This window comes from Streptomyces sp. NPDC054863 (genome assembly GCF_053610825.1).
In genome coordinates this window covers 48,307-71,561 of sequence record NZ_JBSGZD010000003.1, presented here as the reverse complement: position 1 = coordinate 71,561, position 23,255 = coordinate 48,307, and the positions used below count along the sequence as shown (strand labels likewise).

Below are 23,255 nucleotides of genomic sequence, written 5' to 3'. Positions count from 1 at the left end.
ACGAACGGGACTCTTCTTCCGGGACTTCTCTTCGGGGACTCTTCTTCCGGGACTCTTCTTCGGGTGAGCGCGGGCCGTCGCTGTCGCGGCGCGGGTCAGCAGCTGGAAGCGGAGCTGATGCGGATCTTGTCGACCACCCAGGAGCCGAACGTGGTGGTGTTGTTGGGCGGGGTACACCACGTCTGGCCGTTGGTGAAGTGCGTGTACACGATGTCGTCACGGCGGGTGTTCACCATCGAGGTGGCGCCCTTGCTGGCACCGAGGTTCTGCCAGCCGCTGGTGACGTCCTTGAACTGGCCCGTCTTCGTGGAGCCCTTGTAGAAGCAGACGTACGGGTAGGCGCAGCTGGCGGCGGCCTGCGGGGCCGCCGAGGCCAGCGGGGCGAAGGCCAGGCCGGAGCCCACTGCCACGGCGGTCACGGAGAGGGCGAGGCGCTTACGAATGGTCATCGGGTCGGTTTCCTTCCCGGTCACGGGCCGGGTCCCCTGGTGGACACCTCGCGTTGGCCCGTGGTGCGAGTTGACGGGGTGCCGACGGTCGCTCGGCACCCGCGGTGTGTGCTGGGCCAAGAACCTAGGGGCGGTACTGCCGCCCCGGTAGACGGTCCCCGGTCAAAGTTGAGTGGCGACCGGCATGAGGAGTTGTCCGAAGGGACAGCTCTACCCGTGTCCGGGCCGGCTCGGCCTACGGGCTTCTTCGACGGCTCCCTTCAAGCAGCCCCGGCGTCCGCCGCCCGCCGCGGACCGGCATGCCCAGGTCCTGCGGCGAGAGCCGCGCCCGTCGCGAGCGCAGGAACTCGCGTATCTCGGCGCGGCGTCGCTGCCGTGCGTCTGCGGGAAGCCGGGAGATGTCCATCGGGCCATGGCAGGCAAGGGGAGTTGCTGCCTCCGTCTCAGTACGCAGTGACCTTCTCGGGCTCCGGGGCAGGTGCCGTCGCACGGTGCTGCGCATGGCCCCTCGTGGCGGGCCTCGGGCAGAACGGCCACCAGATGGCCCGGCCGAGGAGTGCGGCGAGGGCGGGGACCAGGACCAGGGAGAGTACGAGCGCGGAGAGCAGGATGCCGAGCGTCAGCGCGAAGGCGTCCTGCTGGCTTCCCGGGTTCGCGGCGAGCGTGGCGAAGGAGCCCGCCAGCACCAGTCCGGCCGTCGCGATGGACGGGGTCGTGTGCCGCACCGCGCGGGCCACTGCCGCGCGGGCCGATCCGGGCCGTTGCATCTCCTCCCGGATCCGGTCGGCGATCAGGATGTTGTAGTCGGTGCCCAGGGCCACGACGAACAGGAACAGCAGCAGGGGGAGGGTGAAGTTGACGCCCGGCTTGCCGAGGGTGTGCTGGAACAGCAGCGTGGCGGCGCCGAGGGTGGCGGCGAAGCCGAGCCCGACGGAGAGCATCAGGACCAGGGGGGCGAGCAGGCTGCGCAGGAGCAGCAGCAGGATCAGCGCGATCAGCAGCGCCGCGACCGGGAACACGATCCTCAGGTCGTGGTCGACGGCGACGGAGACGTCGGCGAAGATCGCCGCCGTCCCTCCCACGTGTGCCGTCGTCCCGGCGGGTGTGTGCCGGGCGACCGTGTCGCGGATCGGTCCCGAGGCCAGGTCGCGGGCCTGCTGGCTCTGCGGGTCGGCGGTCGGGTAGAGGTCGATACGGGCGGCCCTGCGGTCCTCGTTCAGTACCGTACGGGCGACCTTGCCCACCCCGTCGACCTGGGCGAGCGCACGGGAGAGCCCGTCGAATGCGGCGGCGTCGAGGGTGCCGCCGTCCTTGGCGGTGGCGAAGACGCTCGTCGGGTCCGACACCCCGGCCGGCAGCGTGCGGGAGATCTCGGCGGCGGTGGCCGCGGCGGCGGTCCGGTCGCCGGAGTCGCCCCGGCCGTAGTCCATCCGGATGCCGGTCATTCCGGCTGCCAGCGCGGCGAGCAGGGCGACGGCGGCCGTCAGCATCATCAGCGGCCGTCGTGCGATCAGGTCGCCGAAACGGGCGGCACGGCCTGCGCCGGGCTTGTGGAGAAGGGTTTTGGAGGGCCAGAACATCTTGCGCCCTGCGGCGGCGAGCAGCGCGGGCAGCAGGGTGAGGCTGCCGAGCAGCATCACCAGGACCGCGACGGCGATCGCGGGACCCAGCGAGCGGAACTGTCCGAAGGTCGCGAGTCCCAGCGTGGCGAACGCGGCCACGATGGTCAGCGCCGCCGAGGTGATCGCGGTGCCCACCCGACCCGAGACCTGTTCGGCCGCCTCGCGGGCGGACTGCTCGGGCCGGTTGCGCAGTTGCTCGCGGAAGCGGAACAGCAGGAACAGCAGGTAGTCGATGCCGATGCCGAGCAGGACGACGTTGATCAGCTCCGGGGTGCTCGCGTCCAGCTTGCGCCCGGTGAGCATCGCGGCGCTCGCGACGGCTCCCGCCGCCACGGCGCCGATCAGGGCGACCGCGATCAGCGGCAGCAGGGCCGCAAGCGCGCTGCGGAAGGCCAGCACGTTGAGCAGGATGATGAACACCATGACGAGGGTGGAGCCGACCTTCGCGGCGGTCTCGTGCGCGTCGGTGGTGTCGACCCTGTCGGCGAGGTCTCCGGTGAAACCGGTGCGCATCCCCGCCTCGGCGAACTGCGTCCGCGCGTCGTCCCTGAAGGTCCGGTAGACGCCCTGGACCCCCTTGTCCGAAGGAATCCCGGCCAGTTGGACGGTGAGCAGTGCGAAGCTCCGGTCGGGCGCCGTCATCGACGGGGCGATCCTGGGCGTCTGGGAGCGGTCCGGGACCAGGAACCGCGGCATGTCGTCCTCCCTGGGCATGGTCACCCGGCGCTGGCCCAGCTTCGCCGCCTCGGCCGCGATCCGCTTGCGGTCGGCGGCGCCGAGGGCCCTGCCGTCGGACCGGGCGACCAGGACCGTCACCGTGAGGGCGTCGGGGTTCTCCCCGAACTGCTCCTGGGCGATCTGCAGCGCGGCGGCCGAGTCGTAGCTGCGGGGCAGGAAGTCCTCGGTCCGGTTCTGGGTGACGCGACCGAGCAGGGTCGGGGCCAGAGCGCTGAACACGACACCCAGCACCGCCCAGAGGGCGATGATTTTCCACGGGTGTCTGGTGGAGTAACCGGTCAGGGCGCGGATCACTGTGTCCTCCGGCGGACGGTCTTGCACGCGGTCGTCTGCCGGAGGTTTCCGGCCGGTCTCCAGACCATCACCGGGAGGGCCGCCGGACGTCGTGGCAGGGGATGATCCGGACCGGGGCCCTGGGTCCCTCCCCGGCCCCCGACCAGGACCAGGGTCCTGGTCCCGGCCCAGGTCAGGAACGTGCGGAAGGCCGCCGCCCGTGCTGTCACCGCGCCTGCTGTGCAACCCTGTTCCGGGGCCGGGACGCCGGCAGGCCAAGAGGGCGGACCACGAAGCCGGACACCCGGACACAGGGAGAACCAGACATGCCCAGGAGCCGACGCACCGGACCCGGCGGTACCGGCGGCGGTACCGGGAAACCGCAGCACACGGAGCCCGGCAGTACCGGCGGCGGTAACGGGAAACCGCGGCACACGGAGCCCGGCAGTACCGGCGGCGGTAACGGGAAACCGCGGCACACGGAGCCCGGCGAGGGCCGGGGGTGGTGGCGCACGGGCTCCGGCAAGGCCCGGGGGTCGTGGCGAGCCGACGGTGTCGAGCCGCCCTGGACGCGCAACGACGCGCTCGTGACCGGCGGGGCGTGTGCGATGAACCTGCTCAGTTACGTGTTCTTCAACGACCCCGCCGGCCGGCACGACGTGAGCGTCGCCGGGTTCCTCCTCGTCGCGCTGGCCGCCGTGCCGCTGCTCGCCCGGCGCCGCCACCCGGTGGCCGTGCTCGCCGCCGTCCTTGTCCTCGACGTGACGGCGGCCCTGACCGTGCCGCTGCCCAGCCACTTCGGCGCGGTCCTGATGGTCGCCCTGTACTCGGTCACCAGGGCCTGCTCGGGCCGGGTGACGGCGGTCGCCACCGCCGCGACGATGACGCTGACACTGCTGAGCCAGAGCCAGGTCCAGGGCCGGATTCCGCCCTGGCAGGAGGCCGTCTACCCGCCCCTCACCGCCCTGATCGTCGTCGGCGCCGCCCTGGCGGTGAACCGCTGGCAGCGGGAGGTGGCGGCCAACCGCAGGCTCCTCGCCGACCGCGCGGTGGCCGACGAACGCCGCCGTATCGCACGGGAGTTGCACGACATCGTGGCCCACCACATCACCACCATGCAGCTGATGGCCGGGGGCGCCCGGGCCAACCTCGCCCAGCCGGAAGTGGTCCGGGACGCCCTGGTCACCCTGGAGTCCTCCGGGCGGCTCGCACTGCGCGAGATGCGCCAGCTCCTGGACGTACTGCGGGCGGGCGACGAACCGGAGGACTCGCCCGCGCTCCCCCAGCCCGGCGTCGACGACCTCGACCGGCTGGTGACCGAGTCCCGCCTTGCCGGACTGCCGACCGTGTTCAGCGTCCGCGGGACGCAGCGTCCGCTGCCGCCGACGGTGGGCCTCACGGTGTTCAGGATCGCCCAGGAGGCGCTCACCAACACCCGTAAGTACGCGGGCGACGCACACGCGACCGTACAACTGACATACCGTCAGGACGGAGTCACCATCGAGGTGCGGGACGACGGCGGAGGCCTGCCGCCGCAGGAGGGGGCGCAGGCGGTGGGCTCGGGCGGATACGGCCTCATCGGCATGCGCGAGCGCGTCGCCCTGCACGGCGGCACCCTCACCGTCGGCCCGCAGCCCGACGGCGGATTCGCCGTACTGGCCGACCTGCCGCTGAACACCGACGAGACGGCCGAGGCGGCCGTACAGCACGAAGGGGCACAACGATGACAGGGACCGACGAAGCCACGCAGCCGACTCCGGCAGAGGCACAGGGGCAGGGGCAGGGGCACGGGCACGGGCACGGGCAGGGACCGAGGATCAGGGTGCTGATCGTGGACGACCAGCCGCTGGTCCGGCGCGGCCTGTCGCTGATCCTCTCCCCCGATCCGTCCCTGGAAGTGGTGGGCGAGGCCGGGGACGGCGCGCAGGCCGTCGCCCTCGCGCGCGAACTGCGCCCCGACGTCGTGGTGATGGACATCCGGATGCCCGTCCTCGACGGGGTCGGCGCGACCAGGGAACTCGCCGCCACCCTGCCCGACTGCCGGGTCCTGGCCCTCAGCACCTTCGACCTCGACGAGTACGTCGTGGGCGCCCTGCGCGCCGGGGCCTACGGGTTCCTGCCCAAGGACAGCTCCCCGGAGGAACTGAGCGCGGCGATCCGCACCGTCCACACCGGCGAGGCCGTCGTCGCGCCGCGCCTGCTCACCCGGCTGATCTCCACCTACGTACGGACACCCCGCGACGCGGCCCCGGCCCCCGCGGGGCCGGCCGGCTCCAGCGGTGAACTCACCCCCCGCGAGGTCGAGGTGTGGCGTCTGATGGCCACCGGCCTCGACAACGCCGGGATCTCGGCCGCCCTGGACATCAGCCTGTCCACGGTCAAGAACTACATCACCAGCATCTTCGACAAGCTCGCCGTCCGCGACCGCGCCCAGGCGGTCATCGCGGCCTACGAATCGGGCCTGGTCACCGCACGTCCGGCAGCCGGTTCGGGGTCCTGAGGGCAGGCGGCGGGAGAGGTGGAGGGGGAGGTCCAGCCCCGCTGGGCGTAGGAGAGGACGCCGGTGAGGATCACCCGCAGGAGTTCGCGCAGTTCCATGCGCAGCGGCGCCTGGCCCTCGGGGTTCTGGGACCAGCGGTAGAGGATGCCCAGGTAGGAGTCACGCACCACGTTCCCGACCCGGAGGGGGTCGATGCCGGGAGCGATCTGCCCGCTGCGCTGCCCTGCGGCGATGATGTCGGCGAAGATCCGGCCCGCGTACGGCTCCTCCATCAGCGGGCGTCCCGCCTTGACCCAGGCGGTCAGCATGGCGGGGGTCACGTCCCGCTCCGCCTCGTTGAAGTCGGCGAGGGCCGCCATACAGAGCTCCAGGTGGACGGTGACGTCGTCCGGGGCGTCCCGCATGGTCTTCTCCATGCGCTCCTGGAGCTTCCGCTGCCGCTCGGCCGCCCAGGCGGTGACGAGATCCTCTTTCCGGGGGAAGTAGTTGAAGAAGGTGCCCCTGGCCACATCGGCACGTTCGCTGATCTGATCGACGGTGGTGCTGTCGTAGCCCTGTTCCGCGAAGAGGGCCAGGGCCGACGCGTAGATGTTCTCCCTGACACGTTGTTTACTGCGTTCTCGGCGGCCCATGGGCTGCTGCGGATTCTCGGACACAGGTTGCCGCTTCCTTGCTTGTACTGGCCCCCACCATCGAAATACGTATACCACAGTACAATAGTGAGCGGCAGTCCTGTCTCGCCCCGGGCGGAGGTAGCCCTTACTTGCCCAGGAGCGGGCTCAGCACGGTGGCCGCACCGTCCGCGCCCAGCAGCCGCGCGACGGGGAAGTCCACTCCGTACGAGTTCCTCAGCCGGATCCGGAGCTGGGCGGCCATCAGGGAGTCCAGGCCCAGATCGCGCAACGGCCGCCGGGGGTCGAGCCGTTCCGCCGTGGTCCCGAGCACCGCGGCCACCAGTTCCATGGGAGGCCGGTGCGGCGCCCCGGGGTCGGCGGGAGGTTCGGGGTGGCGGGGCGCGGTGGCACGGGGTGCAGTGCCCCGGGCTGCGGGGGCGGGTGCGGGCAGCGGGGCGTCGTCGGAGAGCAGGCTGCGCAGCCCCATGCCGGTGACCTCCAGGAGGACCCTGCCGTCGGCCGCCAGTACGACGACGTCGCAGCGCGCGTCCTCGCCCGCGCCCGCCCCCTCACCCGCCGCCGCGAAGCGGGCCACGCTCCAGCGGCTGTCCGCGAGTTCGTCCGTGATCTCCACGCGGTCGAAGGAAACCGGCAGGTACGCCCCGGCCGCGCCGTGGCCCGCCGCCGAGTGCGGCCATGCGGCGAGCATCGGCAGCAGTCCGGCTTCCAGGGCGCCGGGACCCCGGAGGTGGGCGGCCGACAGCCGGGCCACCGCCTCGCCGTCCCTGCGCCACACCTGGGAGACGGTACGCAGGGCCGGGTCGATGTCGAAACCGCGCGCCTGCGCCCGGCGGTGGAACTCCGCAGCGGGTACGTACTCCGTGCAGCGGGTCAGCGCGGAGTCGAGCAGGTCCTGCCCGTACGAGGCGCTGCGCGCGTCCCGCACCCGCACCCCCGCCCGGCCCACCCGGACGATGCCCGCGATGCCCGGTGCCTGCGACTGTCCCGGCGCACTGCGGACGGTGTCGGTGCGGAACCGGAAGCGGCCCGGTGCGCCGAAGGGGTCGACGGGATCCGTGGGGGCAGCGGAGTCCGTGGGGGCAGCAGGACCCGTGGGATCGAGCCGGACGCGCAGGGCGGTGGACGCCTCGCGCAGCGCGGCCAGTTCCACGGGCGGGCCGGTGAAGGTGATGTCTTCGAGGAGTACGTGCCCGCTGTCGCCGAGGTCCCGGGCGGTCTCCGCGACGGCGCCGAAGTGGACCGCCGGGGGAACCATGGAGAGCCCGCGCACCCGGACTCCCCCGCCCAGCTCGTCGAGTCCCAGCCGGTACGGGTGGAGCTCACGCACGTAACCGGTCTCCGTCGTACCGCCCGGCGTACCAGCCGTCGTACCACCACCCGTCGTACGGCCCGGGGAACGGTCCGGGACGAACTCCTCTTCGTCCCAGTGGTACGTCGGCAGGGCCACGAGCTCACCGCGCCGGCCCCCGTGGGCGAACCAGCGGCTCCAGTCGACCGTGCCGCCGTGCACGAAGACGTGTCCGGTGACACGTGCCAGAGCGCCGAGTTCGCTCTGCCGTCGTACCAGCGTCGCGGTGGCCGCGGGTTCCTTGCCCCAGTGCTGCTGGGTGTCCAGGAGGGCCTGCACGAGCAGCGGGTGCGGGCTCACCTCCACGAAGACGAAGTCGTCCTCCTTGAGCACCGCCCCGACGCTCTCCACGAACCGCACCGGCTGCCGGAGGTTGTCCGCCCAGTAGTCCGCGTCCAGGGGAGCGTCCTCCACGGGTGCGCACCGGGTGGTGGAGAACATGCCGGTCCGAGGTGTCGTCGGGGTCAGGTCGGCGAGCGAGGCCGTGAGAGCGTCCCGGAGTTCTTCCATGTGCGGCGAGTGGGAGGCGATGTTCACCTTCACGCGCCGGCAGAACACCTCGCGCGCGTCGAGGAACGCCGCGATCTCGTCCAGCGTGCCGGGGTCGCCGGCGAGGACGGTCGCCTCCGGAGCGTTCTCCGCCGCGACGCACACCGTGTCGCCGAAGCGGGCCGCCACCCGTCGTGCTTCGTCGGCAGGCAGCTCGACCGCCAGCATTCCGCCGCTGCCGGCCGTCCGCTGCATCAAGGTGCTCCGGCGGCAGATCACCGCCGCGGCGTCGCGGAGGGAGAGCGCCCCGGAGACGTACGCGGCGGCGGTCTCGCCCATGCTGTGGCCCAGGCAGAGGTCCGGCTCAAGTCCCAGCTCCCGCAGCAGTGCGGCGAGGGAGACCTCCATCGCCCAGAGCACCGGTTGCACGACCTCGACGTCACCGGGGAATTCGCCGCCGGGCCGTTCCTCCGTGGGGAGTTCGGCCGCGCCCCCGGTCAGCACGTCGAGGACCGACCAGCCCAGTTCCTCCCGTACGGCCGCACTGCACTCCGTCATGGTCTCCCGGAACACGGCGGAGGACGCGAGGAGTTCCCGGCCCATGCCCAGCCACTGCGAGCCCTGGCCGGGGAAGACGAAGGCGGTCTTGCGGTCGCCGCCGAAGCCCGTGTCGGCGGCGCCTCCGTGCGGGTCCTCCTCGCCGTGGCCGAGGGCGCGCAGGGTGGCGGCGAGTGCGTCGTGGTCCGCTCCGGCCGCCCACATGCGGTAGGGGTGGGCGTCGCGTCCGAGCGCGGCCGTGTAGCAGATGTCCCCCAGGTCGGACTCCCGCCCCGCACCGGAGGGTCCGAGGTGGTCGGCGTAGTCGAGTGCCAGTGCGCGCAGTGCGGCAGGGGTACGGGCGCTGAGCACCAGCAGTTCGGGTCTGCCGGTGAGGCGCGCGGGTGGGGCGGGGGCCGCTTCGGCGCTCTCCCGGTGGGCGCTCTCCCGGTATTCGCCCACGACGACGTGGGCGTTGGTGCCCGAGATGCCGAACGAGCTGACGCCCAGCAGGGCGGTGTCCCCGGCCGGCTCCAGTGCGGTGTTGCGGCTCACGACCCGCAGCGGCAGCCCGCCCTCCCCCAGCAGCGGGTGCGGCTGTGTGACGTGCAGGGACGCGGGGATGATCCGGTGTCGGGCGGTCAGTACGGCCTTGATGAGTCCGGCCATGCCGGCCGCCGCCTCGGCGTGCCCGATGTTGGACTTGACGGAGCCGATCGGCAGCGGGTGTGCGGCGCTCCGCTCCCCCGCGAGTGCTTCGGCGAGGGCCCGGAGCTCCACGCCGTCGCCGACGACGGTGCCGGTGCCGTGCGCCTCCACGTAGTCCAGCCGGGACGGGGAGATGCCGGCGGTGCGGCACGCCTCGCGCACCATCTCGACCTGTCCCGACACCGCGGGCTGCAGCAGCAGGCCGCTGCCGCGGCCGTCGTTGTTGACGGCGCTGCCCAGCAGGAGGCCCAGCACCCTGTCGCCGTCGCGCAGTGCGTCGGGCAGCCGCTTGAGCAGGACGACGCCGATGCCCTCGCTGCGGACGAATCCGTCGGCCGAGCTGTCGCCGAACTTGCACCGCCCGTCCGGCGCGAGCATGCCTCCCTGCGAGTAGGCGATGGCGTCGTCCGGTGAGAGCACGACGTTGACCCCGGCCGCGATGGCCAGGTCGCTCTCCGACGTGAGCAGGGACTGGCGGGCGGTGTGCACGGCCACCAGGGACGACGAACAGGCGGTGTCCAGGACCAGGCTCGGCCCGTGCAGGTCGAGGGCGAAGGAGACCCGGCCCGCCGTGGCCGCCCTGAGGCGGCTGCCGACCATGGCGCGTACGTCCTTCGCCGCCGTTGCCGGGGAAACGTCCGCGTACTCGGCCGTCGCCTGTCCGACGAAGACTCCGGTACGGGTTCCCGCAAGGTCCGACGGCCGGATCCCGGCGTCTTCGACGGACTCCCAGACGACCTGGAGGAGCAGACGCTGCTGGGGGTCCATCGTCGCGGCCTCGCGCGCCGAGATGCCGAAGAACCCGGCGTCGAAGCGGAACAGGTCGTCGAGGAAACCGCCGTACCGGGAGACGGACTTGCCCGGCACCGGGGCACCGGACTCCCCGGCGCCGGACTCCTCAGCACGGGATCCCGCGTCGCCTGATCCCGCGTCGCCGGGTCCCGCGTCGCCGGGTCCCGCATCGCCGGGTCCCGCATCGCCGGGTCCCGCATCGCCGGGTCCCGCATCGCCGGGGACACAGTGCTCGGCGATGTCGAACCTGTCCCCCGGTATCAGGGAGACGGCATCGACGTTCCCTTCGAGCAGGCGCCAGTACGCCTCGATCCCCCCGGCCTGCGGAAATCTGCAGCCCATCCCCACGATCGCGATCTCCGGCACAGCAGCCCGCCCCATCCCAACCCCCTGGATCATCTTCCAGCACAAAAATACACGCGGACCCAAGGTTGTCCCGACGTCCCGTATGAACACCTCGTTAAGGGTCTGTCAGCCACCTGACCTGCGACGTACCAGGTATGCGGGGCGAGGAGCAGGGGACGTGTCAATTCCACGTCAAGTGGATGTTGCGTGCAGCACATGGACTTGCGTCCAAAGTTAGATTGCTGCATACATTTACGTCAGCGGTCGGCGCAACGGACCGTTCCGGGGCCCTCTTCGGGTCCTGTCCACGTACCCCGGGGGGGATTTTTTTCATGACCGAGCCGTTCCATGCCGAGCCGTTCCATTCATCCGGGCTCTACACCCACAGCGAGCACATCGACTCCTGGACCGTGCGCTCGGCGAAGCCGCTGTCCTACGAAGTCCGCGTCTGCGAGGACGCGTTCGACCTCCGGAGCACGGCGCTGCTCGAAGGCGCGGGCACCGGCTCCGGCGCCGGCCCCTTGCGGCGGTTCGTGGTGATCGACGAGGAAGTGGCCGCGCTGCACGGCGAGCGGATCGAGAAGTACTTCGCGCACCACGGCGTCGACTTCCGGCTGCACCCCGTCAAGGCCGACGAGACGGTGAAGGACTTCGACACCGCCGGCGGGATCGTCCAGGCCCTCGACGCCTTCGGCATCAACCGCAGGCAGGAGCCGATCATCGTGATCGGCGGCGGCGTCCTCATGGACATCGTCGGACTCGTCGCCAACCTCTACCGGCGCGGCACACCGGTCCTGCGCGTGCCCACCACGCTGATCGGCCTGGTCGACGCCGGGGTGGGCGTGAAGACGGGGGTCAATTTCAACGGGCACAAGAACCGGCTCGGGACGTACTTCGCCACCTCCCTGACCCTCCTGGACCGCTCCTTCCTCGCCACGGTCGACCGTCGGCACATCGCCAACGGCCTCGCGGAGGTCCTGAAGATCGCCCTGATCAAGGACAGGCACCTCTTCGCACTCCTGGAGCAGCACGGCGACCGGCTGCTGGAGACGAAGCTCCAGGGCGACCCGCTCTCCCAGGGGCGCGTCGCCGCCCAGGTGGTGCAGCGGGCGGTGCACGGCATGCTGGAGGAGCTCCAGCCCAATCTCTGGGAGACCGAGCTGGAGCGGGTGGTCGACTACGGCCACACCTTCAGCCCGACCATCGAGATGCGGGCCCTTCCCGCCCTGCTGCACGGCGAGGCCGTCTGCCTGGACATGGCGCTGACCACGGTCATCGCCCAGCGGCGCGGCCTGGTCACCGAGGAGCAGGCCGAGCGCGTCCTCAACGTGATGCGCACGCTCGAACTCCCGCGCTGGCACCCGCTGTTGGACGCCTCACTGCTGACCGCCGCGCTTGCGGAGACGGTGCGCCACCGCGACGGACAGCAGCGGCTCCCGCTGCCGGTGGGAATCGGCGACGCGGTCTTCGTCAACGACGTGACCGCCGAGGAACTCGGCGCGGCCGTCGACGAGTTGCGCCGGGCGGACTCCCGCGTGCCGGCCGCGGCGAGCTGACCGCGGGACACGTCGATGCACACGCAGGACACCCAGAGCACCCAGGGCACGCAGGGCACCCCGGACACCCAGGGCGCCCCGGACACCTCCGTACCGCTGCGGCCCCCGCCCGTGGCCGTACTCCCGCCCGTGGGTTCCGTACCCCCGCCCGTGAACTCCGTACCCCCGCCCATGAATTCCTCGCGGCTGCCCTCCCTGACGGGGATGCGGTTCTTCGCCGCCGTCGCCGTCTTCGTGACGCACGTGGCGGTCGTCGCGCCCTTCACCGACGATGCGCTCAACCACGCGTTCTGGAAGTACCTGAGCCGGGCGGGGTACTTGGGCGTCGGATTCTTCTTCGTCCTCAGCGGGTTCGTGCTCGCCTGGTCCGCGCGGGCCGGGGACACCCCCGGCCGGTTCATCAGGCGCCGGCTCGCGAAGGTCTACCCGAACCACCTGGTCACCTGGCTGGCCGGACTGCTGCTCATGCTCGGCGTGGGCGCGCACGTGTGGTGGGGGAACGCGCTCCCGAGCCTGCTGCTCGTACAGAGCTGGGTACCCGACCTCAAGATCATGGCCGGCCCGAACGGCCCCAGTTGGTCGCTCGTGTGCGAGCTGCTCTTCTATCTGGCCTTCCCCTTCCTGATCAAACCGATCAGGAGGATCAGGCCGGAGCGGCTCTGGCTCGCGGCCGGTGTCGTCGTCGCCGCGTTCTGGGCGGTGCCGCTGATCGCGCAGCTGCTCCCGGACGGCCCGCCGGCCCCGGACCAGCCGGTGTCCTGGTGGAAGTACTGGTTCGTCTACTTCTGCCCGGCCACCCGGCTGCTGGACTTCGTGCTCGGCATCCTCATGGCGCGGATCGTACTGGCGGGGCGCTGGATCGGGCTGCGGCGGCTCCCGGCGCTGCTCCTGCTGGCCGTCGGCTACGCACTCATGGTCCTCCTGCCGGACGCGTACGGGCTGGTGGCTCCGACCGCCCTGCCCATCGCCCTGCTGATCGCCGCCTGCGCCACGGCGGACGTGAAGCAGAAGCGGTCCCTGCTGACCGGGCGGTGGGCGGTGTGGCTGGGCGAGGTCTCCTTCGCCTTCTACATGGTGCACTTCCTGGTCCTGTACTACGGGCCCATGCGGCTCGCGACCGCCGACCCGCCGACCGGACGCCACTGGGACACCGCCCAGGCGCTCGGCCTGATGGCACTGAGTCTCGCCCTGAGCCTCTTCCTCGGCTGGCTGCTCCACATCACCGTCGAGCGCCCCGCCATGCGCCGCTGGTCCCGGTCGAAGTCCGACCGGGCAGCCGCCCCCACGAAGGCCGGCGCGGTCAACGACCCCATATCCACAGGGAATTCAAGCAGATGATGACCAACCTCAACCGCCGCCGCTTCCTGGTGGCGGGCTCGGCCGCCGCCCTCGGCGCCACTCTCGCCGAAGGCACGACCGCCCAGGCGGCGGCCCCCGCCGCCGCCGACAGGTCCGCCGTGCTCACGGTGACGCCGCAGGACGCCCGCTACTCCGACCTCACCTCCGGTCTGAACCAGCGCTGGACGTCCGCCCCCGAGCAGATCGTGCTGCCCAGGACGACGGCTCAGGTGGTGGAACTGGTCCAGGGGGCCGTCACCCGCGGCAGGCGGATCAGCGTGCGCGGCGGCGGTCACTGCTTCGAGGACTTCGTCCACAACGCCGAGGTCCAGGTCGTCATCGACATGAACCTCATGGACGACGTCCACTTCGACGAACAGCGGGGCGCCTTCGCCGTCGAGGGCGGCGCCACCCTCCTGCGGGTCTACGAAGAGCTCTACAAGAGCTGGGGGGTGACCCTGCCCGGCGGCGCGTGCTTCTCGGTCGGCGTCGGCGGGCACGTCAGCGGCGGCGGATACGGAATGCTGTCCCGCCGGTACGGGCTGACCGTGGACCACCTCGAAGCCGTCGAGGTCGTCGTCGTCGACGGCTCGGGCAAGGCCAGGAGCGTGGTGGCGGGCCGTGACAAGAACGACCCGCACCACGACCTGTTCTGGGCACACACCGGTGGCGGGGGCGGCAACTTCGGCGTCATCACGAAGTACTGGTTCCGCTCCCCCGGCGCGACGGGCGACGACCCCCGGCAGCTGCTGCCCGCGCCTCCCGCGGAAGTGCTGGTCACCAGCGCCTCCTGGCCGTGGGAGAAGGTCAGCCGGGAGGGGTTCGTCAGGCTCGTCGACTTCTACGGCAAGTGGCTGGAGGCGAACAGCTCCCCGCGGTCCCCCTACGCGGACCTCTGCTCGTGGCTCTTCCTGAACCACCGCTCCCTGGGCTCGCTGGGCATGCTGGTGCAGATGGACGCCACCGTGCCGAACGCGGCGAAGCTGCTGACGGACTTCCTGGCCGGATTCACCCGCGCCCTCGGCGGGAGCGAGACGCACAAGGTGCCGCAGCAGAGCGGCGACCGGAGCATTTCGGAGCACTTCACCACCTACCGGCTCCCCTGGCTGCGCGCCACCCGCTTCGTCGGCACCAGCGCCGCCCAGCAGACCGATCCGACGCTGCGCGGCAAGCACAAGTCGGCCTTCCACCGCCGGGGACTCAGCACCAGGGCCATCGAGACCATCCACGACCAGCTGACGTCGACCGAGCACCGTGCCCGGTTCGCCGGCCTCGTACTGCCCGCCGCGGGCGGTGCGATCAGCAGCCGGTCCGCGTCCGACACCGCGGTCGCCCAGCGCGACTCCGTCATGAAGATCACGTACGAGACGTACTGGAACGACCGCGCCGACGACGCGCCGAACATCGACTGGGTGCGCAACGCCTACCGGGCGGTCTACGCGGACACGGGCGGCGTCCCCGTACCGAACGAGCACACCGACGGCTGCTACATCAACTACCCGGACGCCGACATCAGCGACCCGGAGTTCAACACCTCGCGGGTGCCCTGGACCGAGCTCTATTACAAGGGCAACTACCAGCGGCTGCAGCGGACCAAGCGGACCTGGGACCCCCACAACGTCTTCCGCCACCGCCAGTCGATCCGCCCGTAACCACAGCCACCACGCACACCCCCCAGAGAAACGGAAGCACCCCCATGCGCACCACCACCCTCGGCGCGAACGGCCCGGAAGTCGGCCGTATCGGACTCGGCACGATGGGCATGTCCTTCGGGTACGACCCGCACGGCAGGGACGACGACACCTCCGTCAAGGTCATCCACCGGGCGATCGAGCTGGGCGTCACCCTGCTCGACACCGCCGACGTGTACGGGCCCTTCACCAACGAGGAGCTCGTCGGCCGGGCCGTCGCGGGCCGCCGCGACGAGGTCGTGCTGTCCACCAAGGGCGGCCAGACGGTCGACGACAACGGCATCCACCCCAACGCCGGGCGCCCCGAGCAGCTCCGCGACGCCGTCGACGCCAGCCTCAAGCGGCTCGGCACCGACTTCATCGACCTCTACTTCATCCACCGGATCGACCCGGGCGTCCCCCTGGAGGAGAGCTGGGGCGCCCTCGCGGAGCTCGTCGCCGCAGGAAAGGTCCGGGCCCTGGGCCTGTCGGAGGTCTCCCTGGAGGAGATCCGGCGCGCCGAGACCGTGCACCCGGTGGCGGCGGTGCAGTCCGAGGCTTCGCTGTTCACCCGGCGTTCCCTGCACGACGTCCTGCCGTACTGCGAGGAGCGGGGCATCTCCTTCATGCCGTACTCGCCGCTGGGCCGGGGCGTGCTCGCGGGTGCCTTCAGCAAGCCCGCGGACCTGCCCGACGGCGACTGGCGCAAGTTCATGCCCCGCTTCACCGAGGAGGCCATGGCGCACAACAACGCGATCGTGGACGTCGTGCGCGCCGTCTCGGTACGGCACGACGTGACGCTCTCCCAGATCGCCCTCGCCTGGCTGCTGGAGCGGGGCCGCCACGTGATCCCCATCCCCGGCACCAAGCGGGCGAAGTACCTGGAGGACAACGCCGCCGCGGCCGAGGTCCGGCTCACCGACGAGGACATCGCGGAGCTCGACGCGCTCCCCGAACCCCTCGGCGCTTCCGAGTAGGGCACCGCAGCCATGAATCCACCGACCGTGGTCATCGACGTGGGCGGCACCCATCTGCGGTGGGCCCGCTGGTCGCCCGAGGGCGGCCTGTCCGGGCGTACCGTACGCCCCGCGCCCGGCCGCAGGCAGTATCCGCGGGCGTCCGTCGCCGAGTTGCGGGCCCTCATGGTCTCCGCGCTCAGCGACGCCGTCCCGGCGGAGCCGGGTGTGGTCGCCGGGATCTCGTTCGGGGCGGCGCTGGACCACCGCAGTGGCGTCGTGTATGCGTCGGCGCCGCTGTGGGGTCCGGCCGGGGCCCCCTTCGACCTGCTCGGCGCGCTGCGCGGGGCGCGGCCCGACGTCGGCTGGAACCTCGTCAACGACGTCACCGCCGCGCTGCTCCACTTCGCCTCCGCGCCCGGTCGCGAGGACCGTCGCAAGATACTGCTCGCGACGGTCAGCACCGGCATCGCCTGCCGCGTACTGGACCTGCGCACCCGCACCGTGCCGGTGGACGGGTGCGGGCTGCAGGGGGAGATCGGCCATCTCCCCGCCACGGCCGCCCTGTTGGGCCGACCGGTGGAGCTGACCTGCGACTGCGGGGTGTCCGGCCATGTGGCGGCGTACTCCTCGGGTCCCGGGATCTCCCGCATGGCCGAGGTGTTGCGCGGGCGCGCGCCCGGGTGGTGGCTGGACTCCGCCGTGCAGGCGGGCCTGGCCGCGGGCGGGTCCTTCGAGTCCTCCTTCCGTACGTCGCTGGACTCGGGCGATCCGCTCGCCGAGGAGCTCCTCGCGGCAGTGACGGCGCCCGTCGCCGACGTGCTGCGCACCGCGCTCTGCCTCGACCCGGAGATCGACGAGATCGCGCTCACCGGCGGCGTGGCCGTCGGCCTCGGCGCCCACTACCGCAGGGCGGTACTGGCCCACCTGGACCGCCAGGGGCTCTATCTGACCAGCGACCGGAATCCGCAGTGGATCGCGGACCGCCTCACCGTCTGCGTGAGCGGCGAGGCGGACGGGCTGCTGGGGGCGGCGATCGCGGCCACGGCGGGCGCGGTCACGGCGGGCGCGGTCACGGACATGTCGGGCGCAGGCACGGACACGGCGGGCGCAGGCACGGAAGCCATCGCGCCGCACGGCCAGGAAACCGGAGAGATGTACGTATGAGAGCGTCAACACCATCCGTGGCAGAAGCGTCGCCCACGGCGAAGGTGCCATCCGTGACGGAAGTGTCGTCCGTGACGCAAGTCCCGGAGCCCGCGCCCGGCCGCCCCGGGCACCGTGCCCTCGTCCGTCAGGGACAGCAGGTCCTCGTCCGCCGCCTTCCCACACCGCGACCCGCGCCCGGCGAGATCCTCGTCGCCCCGCAGGTCGTCGGAGTGTGCGGCACCGATCTGCAAATGCTGCGCGGGCTGCGGGACGACGAAGCGCCTGTCCTCGGCCACGAGGGCATCGCCCGCACGGTGGCCGTCGGCGCCGGTGTCAGCGGCGAGTTCGCGCCGGGAACTCCCGTCGTCATCAACCCCACCCACCCCACCGACCCCTCCTTCCTGCTGGGGCACAACGTCAACGGCCTCTGGCAGGAACGGACGCTGATCCCGGCCACGGCGGTACGCGGAGGCCAGGTCATCGCACTGCCGCGGGCACCGGAGGCCGAACCGGCCGCGCTCCTCGAACCGCTCGCCGTGGTGCGCTACGCGCTCTCCGCCCTGGCCGCCTTCCGTCCGCGCACCCTGATCGTCCACGGCGACGGCACCATCGGACACCTGGCGGTACGGGCCGCCCGCCACTGGCTCGGGGAAGGCGTGCGCACCGTCCTGGTGCACCACACCGAGCAGGGCCTGGCGTGGAGCGCCGCCCGGCCCGCCGCCGAGGCGGATCTGCTCCTCCTCCAGGGCAACGACCACGCCCCCGTCGTCCGCGCGCTCTCGGCGGACGGTCCGACGGCGGTCCTCCTCGCCACGCCTCGTGACGCGACGCTGCGATGCCTGGAGGAAGCGGTGTCCACCGCGGGCGAGGACACCACCGTCGACGTGCTCGGGGGGCTGCCCCCGCTCGCGACGACTCCGCTGCTGCCCGGCATCGACCTGAACGCCGTCCGCGCGGCGAACTGCGCCGGGCTGCCCGACCCCATCCGCTGGGTACGCACCCGCTCCAGCAGCGGCAGCGAGGTGCGTCTGCTCGGCCACCGGGGCGTCGGGAACTTCCATCTCCGGGCAGCCGCCGCCGAGTTGAGCCATGCGCCCGACCGCTACCGCGACCTGGTCACCCACTGCGTCGGCCTCGAAGAGGCGGCCCCCCTGCTGAGCCGGCTGGCGCAGGGCCGGGACCGCATGTCCGACGGCAGACGCCTCATCAAACTCGCGGTGCGCCTCACGCCCACGCACACACCTCACACCCCGCACACCCCGCACACCCCTACGGAGAACTGATGCCGACACCTCGCACCCCACCGCTCGCGGGCCGACGCGCCCTGGTGGTCGGCGGCTCCACCGGCGTCGGCCGCGGCATCGCCGACGCCTGGGCACAGGCCGGGGCCGACGTCCTGGTGCTCAGCCGCTCCGCCCCCGCAGGACCGGGCGCCGAAGCACTGCGCTGGGCGCCCCTGGACCTCACGGACCGCGCAGCCGCCGAGCAGCAGTTGGCCTCGGCCAGCGAGGGCGACCTGCACCTGGCCTGCTTCTCGGCCGTCCACTACGGGGAGCGCCGCGCGCTCTTCGGCGAGGCGTCCGAGGACGAGTGGCGCAGACAGGTGGACGTCAATCTGCACGGGCTCTGGCTCACGCTCGCCGCATCCCTTCCCGCGCTGCGCCGCGCCTTTGGGCCCGGACTGTTCCTGGGCGTCTCCTCCGAGGTGGTCTTCAATGCCGGACCTGGACGGTCCGGATACGCGGCGACCAAGGCCGCGGGCGCGGCGCTGCTGAACTCCGTGGCCCAGGAGCAGGAGGAGGATGGCGTCCGCATCGTGCAGGTGCTTCCGGCGGGCATGGTCGACAGCCCCGGGATCCGCCGGCGCCGTCCGGGCGGCTTCGACTACAGCTCCTACATGCAGCCCGCCCAATTCGGCGCGGTGGCAACCGAGTTGGCGCTCACCTCGGGCGCGGGGCAGCACGGCGAGAGCCTGGTCGTCGACGGGTCGGGGCAGTGGCGGCCGGTCGGCGGGGAGGCGCCCGTCTCCCAGAGCAGGCGGAGCGCGTCGTGAGCCACCCGGCCACCGCCACCACCGCTGCTGCCGCCACCACCGCTGCCGCCGCCGTCCTCCCTTCGCGCGGGCGGCCGACTCCGCAGATCGCCCTCGCCGACTGGCGGCTGCCCGTGGCCGGAGCCGCCGCCGTGGAACTGGCGGCCCGGCTCGGCGCCGACGCCGTCCAGCTCGACCTGGGAGGGCCCGGCCGGGCCGCCCGGCTCGACGCTCCCGGGTCCCTCACCGCACTGCGCGAGAGGGCCGAAGCCACCGGAGTGGACCTGGCCGCGGTGTCCGGGAACCTGCTCAACGACATCGGGCTGACGGCGCCTGAGGGCAGCACGCGGGCGCGCCTCGTCCGCACCACGCTGCTCCGGCTCCTGGACGCGGCCCACGCACTCGGCGTGCCGCTGGCCTTCGTCCCCAGCTTCCGACGCAGCGCGATCAACAGCGCCCACGACCTGCGCAGGACCGCGACCGTACTGGCCTGGGCCGCGCAGGAGGCCGCGGACCGGAACCTGCTGCTGGCGAGCGAGAACACCCTCTCCCCCACGGACTCCCGGGACCTGGTCGAAGCGGTCGCGTCCCCGTGCTTCCGGCTCCTGCTCGACACGTACAACACACGGGCCGCCGGAGTGGACGTGGCCGAGCTGATCCGGGTCAACGCCGCCTGGATCTGCGACCAGGTCCATCTGAAGGACGGCCTGCGGGGAGCGGGCGGCAGCGTGCTGCTGGGCGAGGGCGACGGCCGCCTGGCCGAAACGCTCACCGCGCTCGCAGGACCACCCGTGCCCGTGCGCACCCTCGTCGTGGAAACCGACCACCGGGAAGACCGGACCGGACGGCCGACGGCAGACCTCGGAGACACAGACCTCGGGGGCACAGACCTCGGGGACACAGACCCCGAGGGCACCCACCCCATGAACACCCACCCCATGAACACCAACCTCGGGGACACGAATCTCATGGACACAGAACCCCTGGCCACCGACATCGCATGGAGCCTGCACAGGGGCTCGGCCCCCCTGGCTGCCGACCTCGCATGGGCCCGGCGCCACGCAGGCCTTCTCCACCACCCCACCGAAGGAAGGTCATGAGCATCACCACCGACGCACTCCCCACCGCGGCTCCGGCACACCGCGTGAAACTGACCGCCGAAGCCCTGCTGTTCGACATGGACGGCACCCTCGTCGACTCGACGGTCGTCGTCGAGCGGACCTGGCGGAACTTCGCCCGCAGGCACGGCCTGGACGCCGACGAGATCCTCGCGACGGCGCACGGCCGCCGCACCGGGGAAACCGTCGCCCGGTACGCGCCCGACGGTGTGGACGCGGCAGCCGAGACGGCGCGGCTGGAGGCAGCGGAGATCGACGACGTGGACGGCATCGTGCCCGTCCCCGGCGCGGCGGAACTGCTCGCCGGCCTGCCCGCCGAGAGCTGGGCGATCGTCACCTCGGCCGGCCGGGAGCTGGCCGTGCGCCGCATGACGGCGGCCGGACTGCCCCTCCCCCGCTGCCTCGTAGGCGCCGAGGACGTCACCGAGGGAAAGCCGCACCCCATGGGCTATCTGGCAGCCGCCCGCACGCTGGGGACGCCACCGGTGTCGGCCATCGTCTTCGAGGACGCCGCCGCCGGACTCGAAGCCGCCGTCGCCGCGGGCACCACGCCGGTGGTCGTCGGCCCGTACGCCGGTGCGGTGACGAAGGGTCTGATCCGCGTCACCGACCTGCGTGACGTGTCCGTCACCGCCCCCGGCTCCGGCCTGCTGCGGGTGGGTCTGACGGTACGGACCGCACCTCTTCCGGCCCCGTAGAGCACCAGCCTCTTCCTCTCTGTTCTGTCCTTCCTTCTCTCCTGGAGCGCATCCGCATGTCCATTTCCCCGCCGGGACCGGCACCGACCGCGACCCCGGCCTCCCTCGTGCACGGTGACGTCGCCGAAGGGTTCGAGTCCGTACGCGAGGAGTTCGCCCGCAACCTGCTGGAGCGCGACGAGCTCGGCGGCGCCTTCTGTGCCCGGGTGCACGGCACGCCCGTGGTCGACATCTGGGGCGGCACCGCCGACGCGGAGACCGGACGGCCCTGGGAGCGCGACACGCTGGAGATGATCTTCTCGGCGAGCAAGGGGATCGTGGCCATCGCCCTGCTGGTCCTCGTGGACCGGGGCCGGCTGGACCTCGATGTGCCCGTGGCGCACTACTGGCCGGAGTTCGGCGCCGCGGGCAAGAGCGCGATCACCCTGCGCCAGGTCGTGACCTACACGGCCCGGCTGCCCGGAATCCGCGCCTCCGTCGGCCAGGACGAGATCCAGGATCCGCGCGCCATGGCGAAGCTGCTCGCCGGCCAGGAGCCCGAGAGCGACAGCCGCGCGGGCGGCATCCTCTACGGCCCGTTCACGATGGGCTGGATCGTCGCCGAGGTCGTCCGCCGGGTGGACGGCCGCAGCCTCGACCGGTTCTTCGCCGAAGAGATAGCCGGACCCCACGGCCTCGACATCCATTTCGGCATCCCCCCGGAGCTGGAGCACCGGGTCGCCCGGCTGGAGTACGGCCAGAACTTCCTGGACCAGTACACGGGCTTCTTCACCAGCGGCGACGCGCTGACGCAGCGCATCTGGCAGAACCCCGTTCCGTTCCCGCACGAGGAGATGGTCTGGAACCGCAGCAGCCGGCGGACCTCCCTGGTGCCCGCCGCCAACGTCTTCGGGACTGCCAGGTCGCTCTCCGCCCTGTACGGATTCCTCGCGGCCGACGCCGGGCGTGCGCCGGGTGAGCAGTACACGCTGATCTCGCGCGCGGTGGCGGACGACGCCCGGCGCGAGTACGTGCGCAAGGTCGACCAGCTGATCAACATCCCCATGGTCTACGGCGGTGCGGGTTTCCGGCTGCGCACCACCCCGCGTCCCGGCGCCGACGGCGACTCCTTCGGCCACGACGGCGGCGGCGGTTCGGCCCATCTCGCCTGGCCAGGCGCCGGTGTCGGCGTCTCGTACGTCCCCAACCGGCTGATCGCGGTCGGCCCCGACGACAAGCGGGCCGGATCCCTCCTGAAGGCCCTCGCGGCCAAGCTCAACGAAGTACCGGCGTACCGGTCCGCAGCGAACTGAGAAGAGGTCACCTCATCGAAACCGGAGTCACCATCTTCGCCACGGCCTCCGCCGTGGCTCCCGGCCCCCTCGCGCGCGCGGCGGAGCAGCGCGGCCACAGCGCGCTGTACTTCGCCGAGCACACCCACCTGCCCATCACGGACCAGACCGCACGGCTTCCCCCGGCCTTCAGCAGCACCTTCGACCCCTTCGTCGCCGCGACCGCCGCCGCGGCATCGACCAGCACCCTGCGGGTGGGCAGCGCGATCTGCCTGGTCGCCCAGCACGACCCCGTCGTGCTGGCGAAGACGGTCGCCTCGGTCGATCAACTCTCGTCCGGCCGGGTCGACTTCGGCATCGGGGCGGGCTGGGTCGAACAGGAGATGATCCATCACGGGGTGGACCCGGCCCGCCGGTTCGCCAGGATGAAGGAGCACGTCGAGGCGATCAGGACGATCTGGCAGCAGGACGAGGCCGCCTTCCACGGCGAGCACGTCTCCTTCGAGCGGATGTGGTCGTGGCCCAAGCCCGTGCAGCGGCCCCACCCGCCCGTCCTGGTCGGCGGCATGGGCCCGACCGTCCTCGACCGCGTGCTCGCCTACGGGGACGGCTGGCTGCCGGACTACGGGAACCCCGAGACCTTCCGGCGCACCCTGCGGCGGGTGGCCGAACTGCACTCCCGCGCCGAGGAGTTGGGGCGCGGCCGGCTCCCGGTGGTGCTGGCCGGGCTGCCGCACGACCCGAGGGCGCTCGAACAGTGCGCGGAGGCGGGGATCACCCGAGTCCTCACCCTGCTGCCTTCGGAGGACCGCGACACCGTCGAACGCACCTTGGACAGTTGGGGGCGCAGCATCGCGCAGTGGCAGGGCGAGCAGTCGGACGGAGCAGGCGGGCGGAACAGCCGGGCGGAGCGGGCCGGCAGAGCAGCCGGGCAATGAGAAGGTCAAGGATTCGGCTCGTACGGCACACATCGGAATAGTCGCCCGGGGAAACAGGTTCGGCTTACACGTAAGCCGCCCGCACCTCTACGC

Annotated in this window: 17 protein-coding genes; 13 read left to right on the top strand and 4 right to left on the bottom strand. The window is 72.0% G+C overall.

Annotated elements, in window-relative coordinates:
• Positions 1 to 95 precede the first annotated feature (95 nt).
• On the bottom strand, positions 96 to 449 hold the full coding sequence (locus ACWGIG_RS01420) for a hypothetical protein (protein ID WP_453319415.1): 354 nt from the start codon (positions 447 to 449) through the stop codon (positions 96 to 98).
• Between the two features lie 443 nt (positions 450 to 892).
• The gene (locus ACWGIG_RS01415; protein ID WP_453319414.1) at positions 893 to 3,103 is read right to left on the bottom strand and encodes an MMPL family transporter; all 2,211 of its coding nucleotides are present in this window, start codon (positions 3,101 to 3,103) and stop codon (positions 893 to 895) included.
• 587 nt (positions 3,104 to 3,690) lie between these two features.
• On the opposite strand from ACWGIG_RS01415, the gene ACWGIG_RS01410 reads away from it, so the two are divergent.
• A complete protein-coding gene (locus ACWGIG_RS01410; protein WP_453319413.1) occupies positions 3,691 to 4,809 on the top strand; it encodes a sensor histidine kinase in 1,119 nt (372 codons plus the stop codon).
• On the top strand, positions 4,806 to 5,582 hold the full coding sequence (locus ACWGIG_RS01405) for a response regulator transcription factor (protein ID WP_453319412.1): 777 nt from the start codon (positions 4,806 to 4,808) through the stop codon (positions 5,580 to 5,582). Before ACWGIG_RS01410 ends, ACWGIG_RS01405 begins: the two co-directional genes overlap by 4 nt.
• Here ACWGIG_RS01405 and ACWGIG_RS01400 read toward each other — a convergent pair.
• Positions 5,531 to 6,238 (bottom strand): TetR/AcrR family transcriptional regulator, encoded by a 708-nt coding sequence (locus ACWGIG_RS01400; RefSeq protein WP_453319411.1) that lies wholly within the window; start codon positions 6,236 to 6,238, stop codon positions 5,531 to 5,533. The two genes, ACWGIG_RS01405 and ACWGIG_RS01400, sit on opposite strands and share 52 nt — an antisense overlap.
• A 103-nt stretch (positions 6,239 to 6,341) precedes the next feature.
• Entirely contained in the window at positions 6,342 to 10,472 is a 4,131-nt protein-coding gene (locus ACWGIG_RS01395) for a type I polyketide synthase (protein WP_453319410.1), read from the bottom strand.
• Positions 10,473 to 10,768: 296 nt separating this feature from the next.
• On the opposite strand from ACWGIG_RS01395, the gene ACWGIG_RS01390 reads away from it, so the two are divergent.
• The 11 genes from ACWGIG_RS01390 to ACWGIG_RS01340 are packed head-to-tail and all read left to right on the top strand — an operon-like array spanning position 10,769 to position 23,162.
• Positions 10,769 to 11,992 (top strand): sedoheptulose 7-phosphate cyclase, encoded by a 1,224-nt coding sequence (locus ACWGIG_RS01390; protein WP_453319409.1) that lies wholly within the window; start codon positions 10,769 to 10,771, stop codon positions 11,990 to 11,992.
• 15 nt (positions 11,993 to 12,007) lie between these two features.
• Complete coding sequence (locus tag ACWGIG_RS01385) at positions 12,008 to 13,330, top strand: acyltransferase family protein (protein ID WP_453319408.1); 1,323 nt, start codon at positions 12,008 to 12,010, stop codon at positions 13,328 to 13,330.
• Positions 13,327 to 14,982 carry an FAD-binding oxidoreductase gene (locus tag ACWGIG_RS01380; protein ID WP_453319407.1) on the top strand — a complete coding sequence of 552 codons (1,656 nt, stop codon included), beginning with the start codon at positions 13,327 to 13,329 and terminating at the stop codon, positions 14,980 to 14,982. The genes ACWGIG_RS01385 and ACWGIG_RS01380 overlap by 4 nt, the downstream gene beginning before the upstream one ends.
• 44 nt (positions 14,983 to 15,026) lie before the next feature.
• Positions 15,027 to 15,977 (top strand): aldo/keto reductase, encoded by a 951-nt coding sequence (locus ACWGIG_RS01375; protein ID WP_453319406.1) that lies wholly within the window; start codon positions 15,027 to 15,029, stop codon positions 15,975 to 15,977.
• Positions 15,978 to 15,989: 12 nt separating this feature from the next.
• Positions 15,990 to 17,123, top strand: a complete 1,134-nt coding sequence (locus ACWGIG_RS01370; RefSeq protein WP_453319405.1) for an ROK family protein — start codon at positions 15,990 to 15,992, stop codon at positions 17,121 to 17,123.
• A 53-nt stretch (positions 17,124 to 17,176) separates the two neighbouring features.
• On the top strand, positions 17,177 to 18,388 hold the full coding sequence (locus ACWGIG_RS01365; RefSeq protein ID WP_453319404.1) for an alcohol dehydrogenase catalytic domain-containing protein: 1,212 nt from the start codon (positions 17,177 to 17,179) through the stop codon (positions 18,386 to 18,388).
• Positions 18,388 to 19,158 carry an SDR family NAD(P)-dependent oxidoreductase gene (locus tag ACWGIG_RS01360; RefSeq protein ID WP_453319403.1) on the top strand — a complete coding sequence of 257 codons (771 nt, stop codon included), beginning with the start codon at positions 18,388 to 18,390 and terminating at the stop codon, positions 19,156 to 19,158. Before ACWGIG_RS01365 ends, ACWGIG_RS01360 begins: the two co-directional genes overlap by 1 nt.
• Positions 19,155 to 20,237: a sugar phosphate isomerase/epimerase family protein gene (locus ACWGIG_RS01355; protein ID WP_453319402.1), complete on the top strand. Its 1,083-nt coding sequence runs from the start codon at positions 19,155 to 19,157 to the stop codon at positions 20,235 to 20,237. The genes ACWGIG_RS01360 and ACWGIG_RS01355 overlap by 4 nt, the downstream gene beginning before the upstream one ends.
• Complete coding sequence (locus ACWGIG_RS01350) at positions 20,234 to 20,953, top strand: HAD-IA family hydrolase (protein ID WP_453319401.1); 720 nt, start codon at positions 20,234 to 20,236, stop codon at positions 20,951 to 20,953. Before ACWGIG_RS01355 ends, ACWGIG_RS01350 begins: the two co-directional genes overlap by 4 nt.
• A gap of 56 nt (positions 20,954 to 21,009) precedes the next feature.
• A complete protein-coding gene (locus ACWGIG_RS01345) occupies positions 21,010 to 22,245 on the top strand; it encodes a serine hydrolase domain-containing protein (protein ID WP_453319400.1) in 1,236 nt (411 codons plus the stop codon).
• A gap of 53 nt (positions 22,246 to 22,298) precedes the next feature.
• Positions 22,299 to 23,162: a TIGR03619 family F420-dependent LLM class oxidoreductase gene (locus ACWGIG_RS01340; RefSeq protein ID WP_453319399.1), complete on the top strand. Its 864-nt coding sequence runs from the start codon at positions 22,299 to 22,301 to the stop codon at positions 23,160 to 23,162.
• Positions 23,163 to 23,255 lie beyond the last annotated feature (93 nt).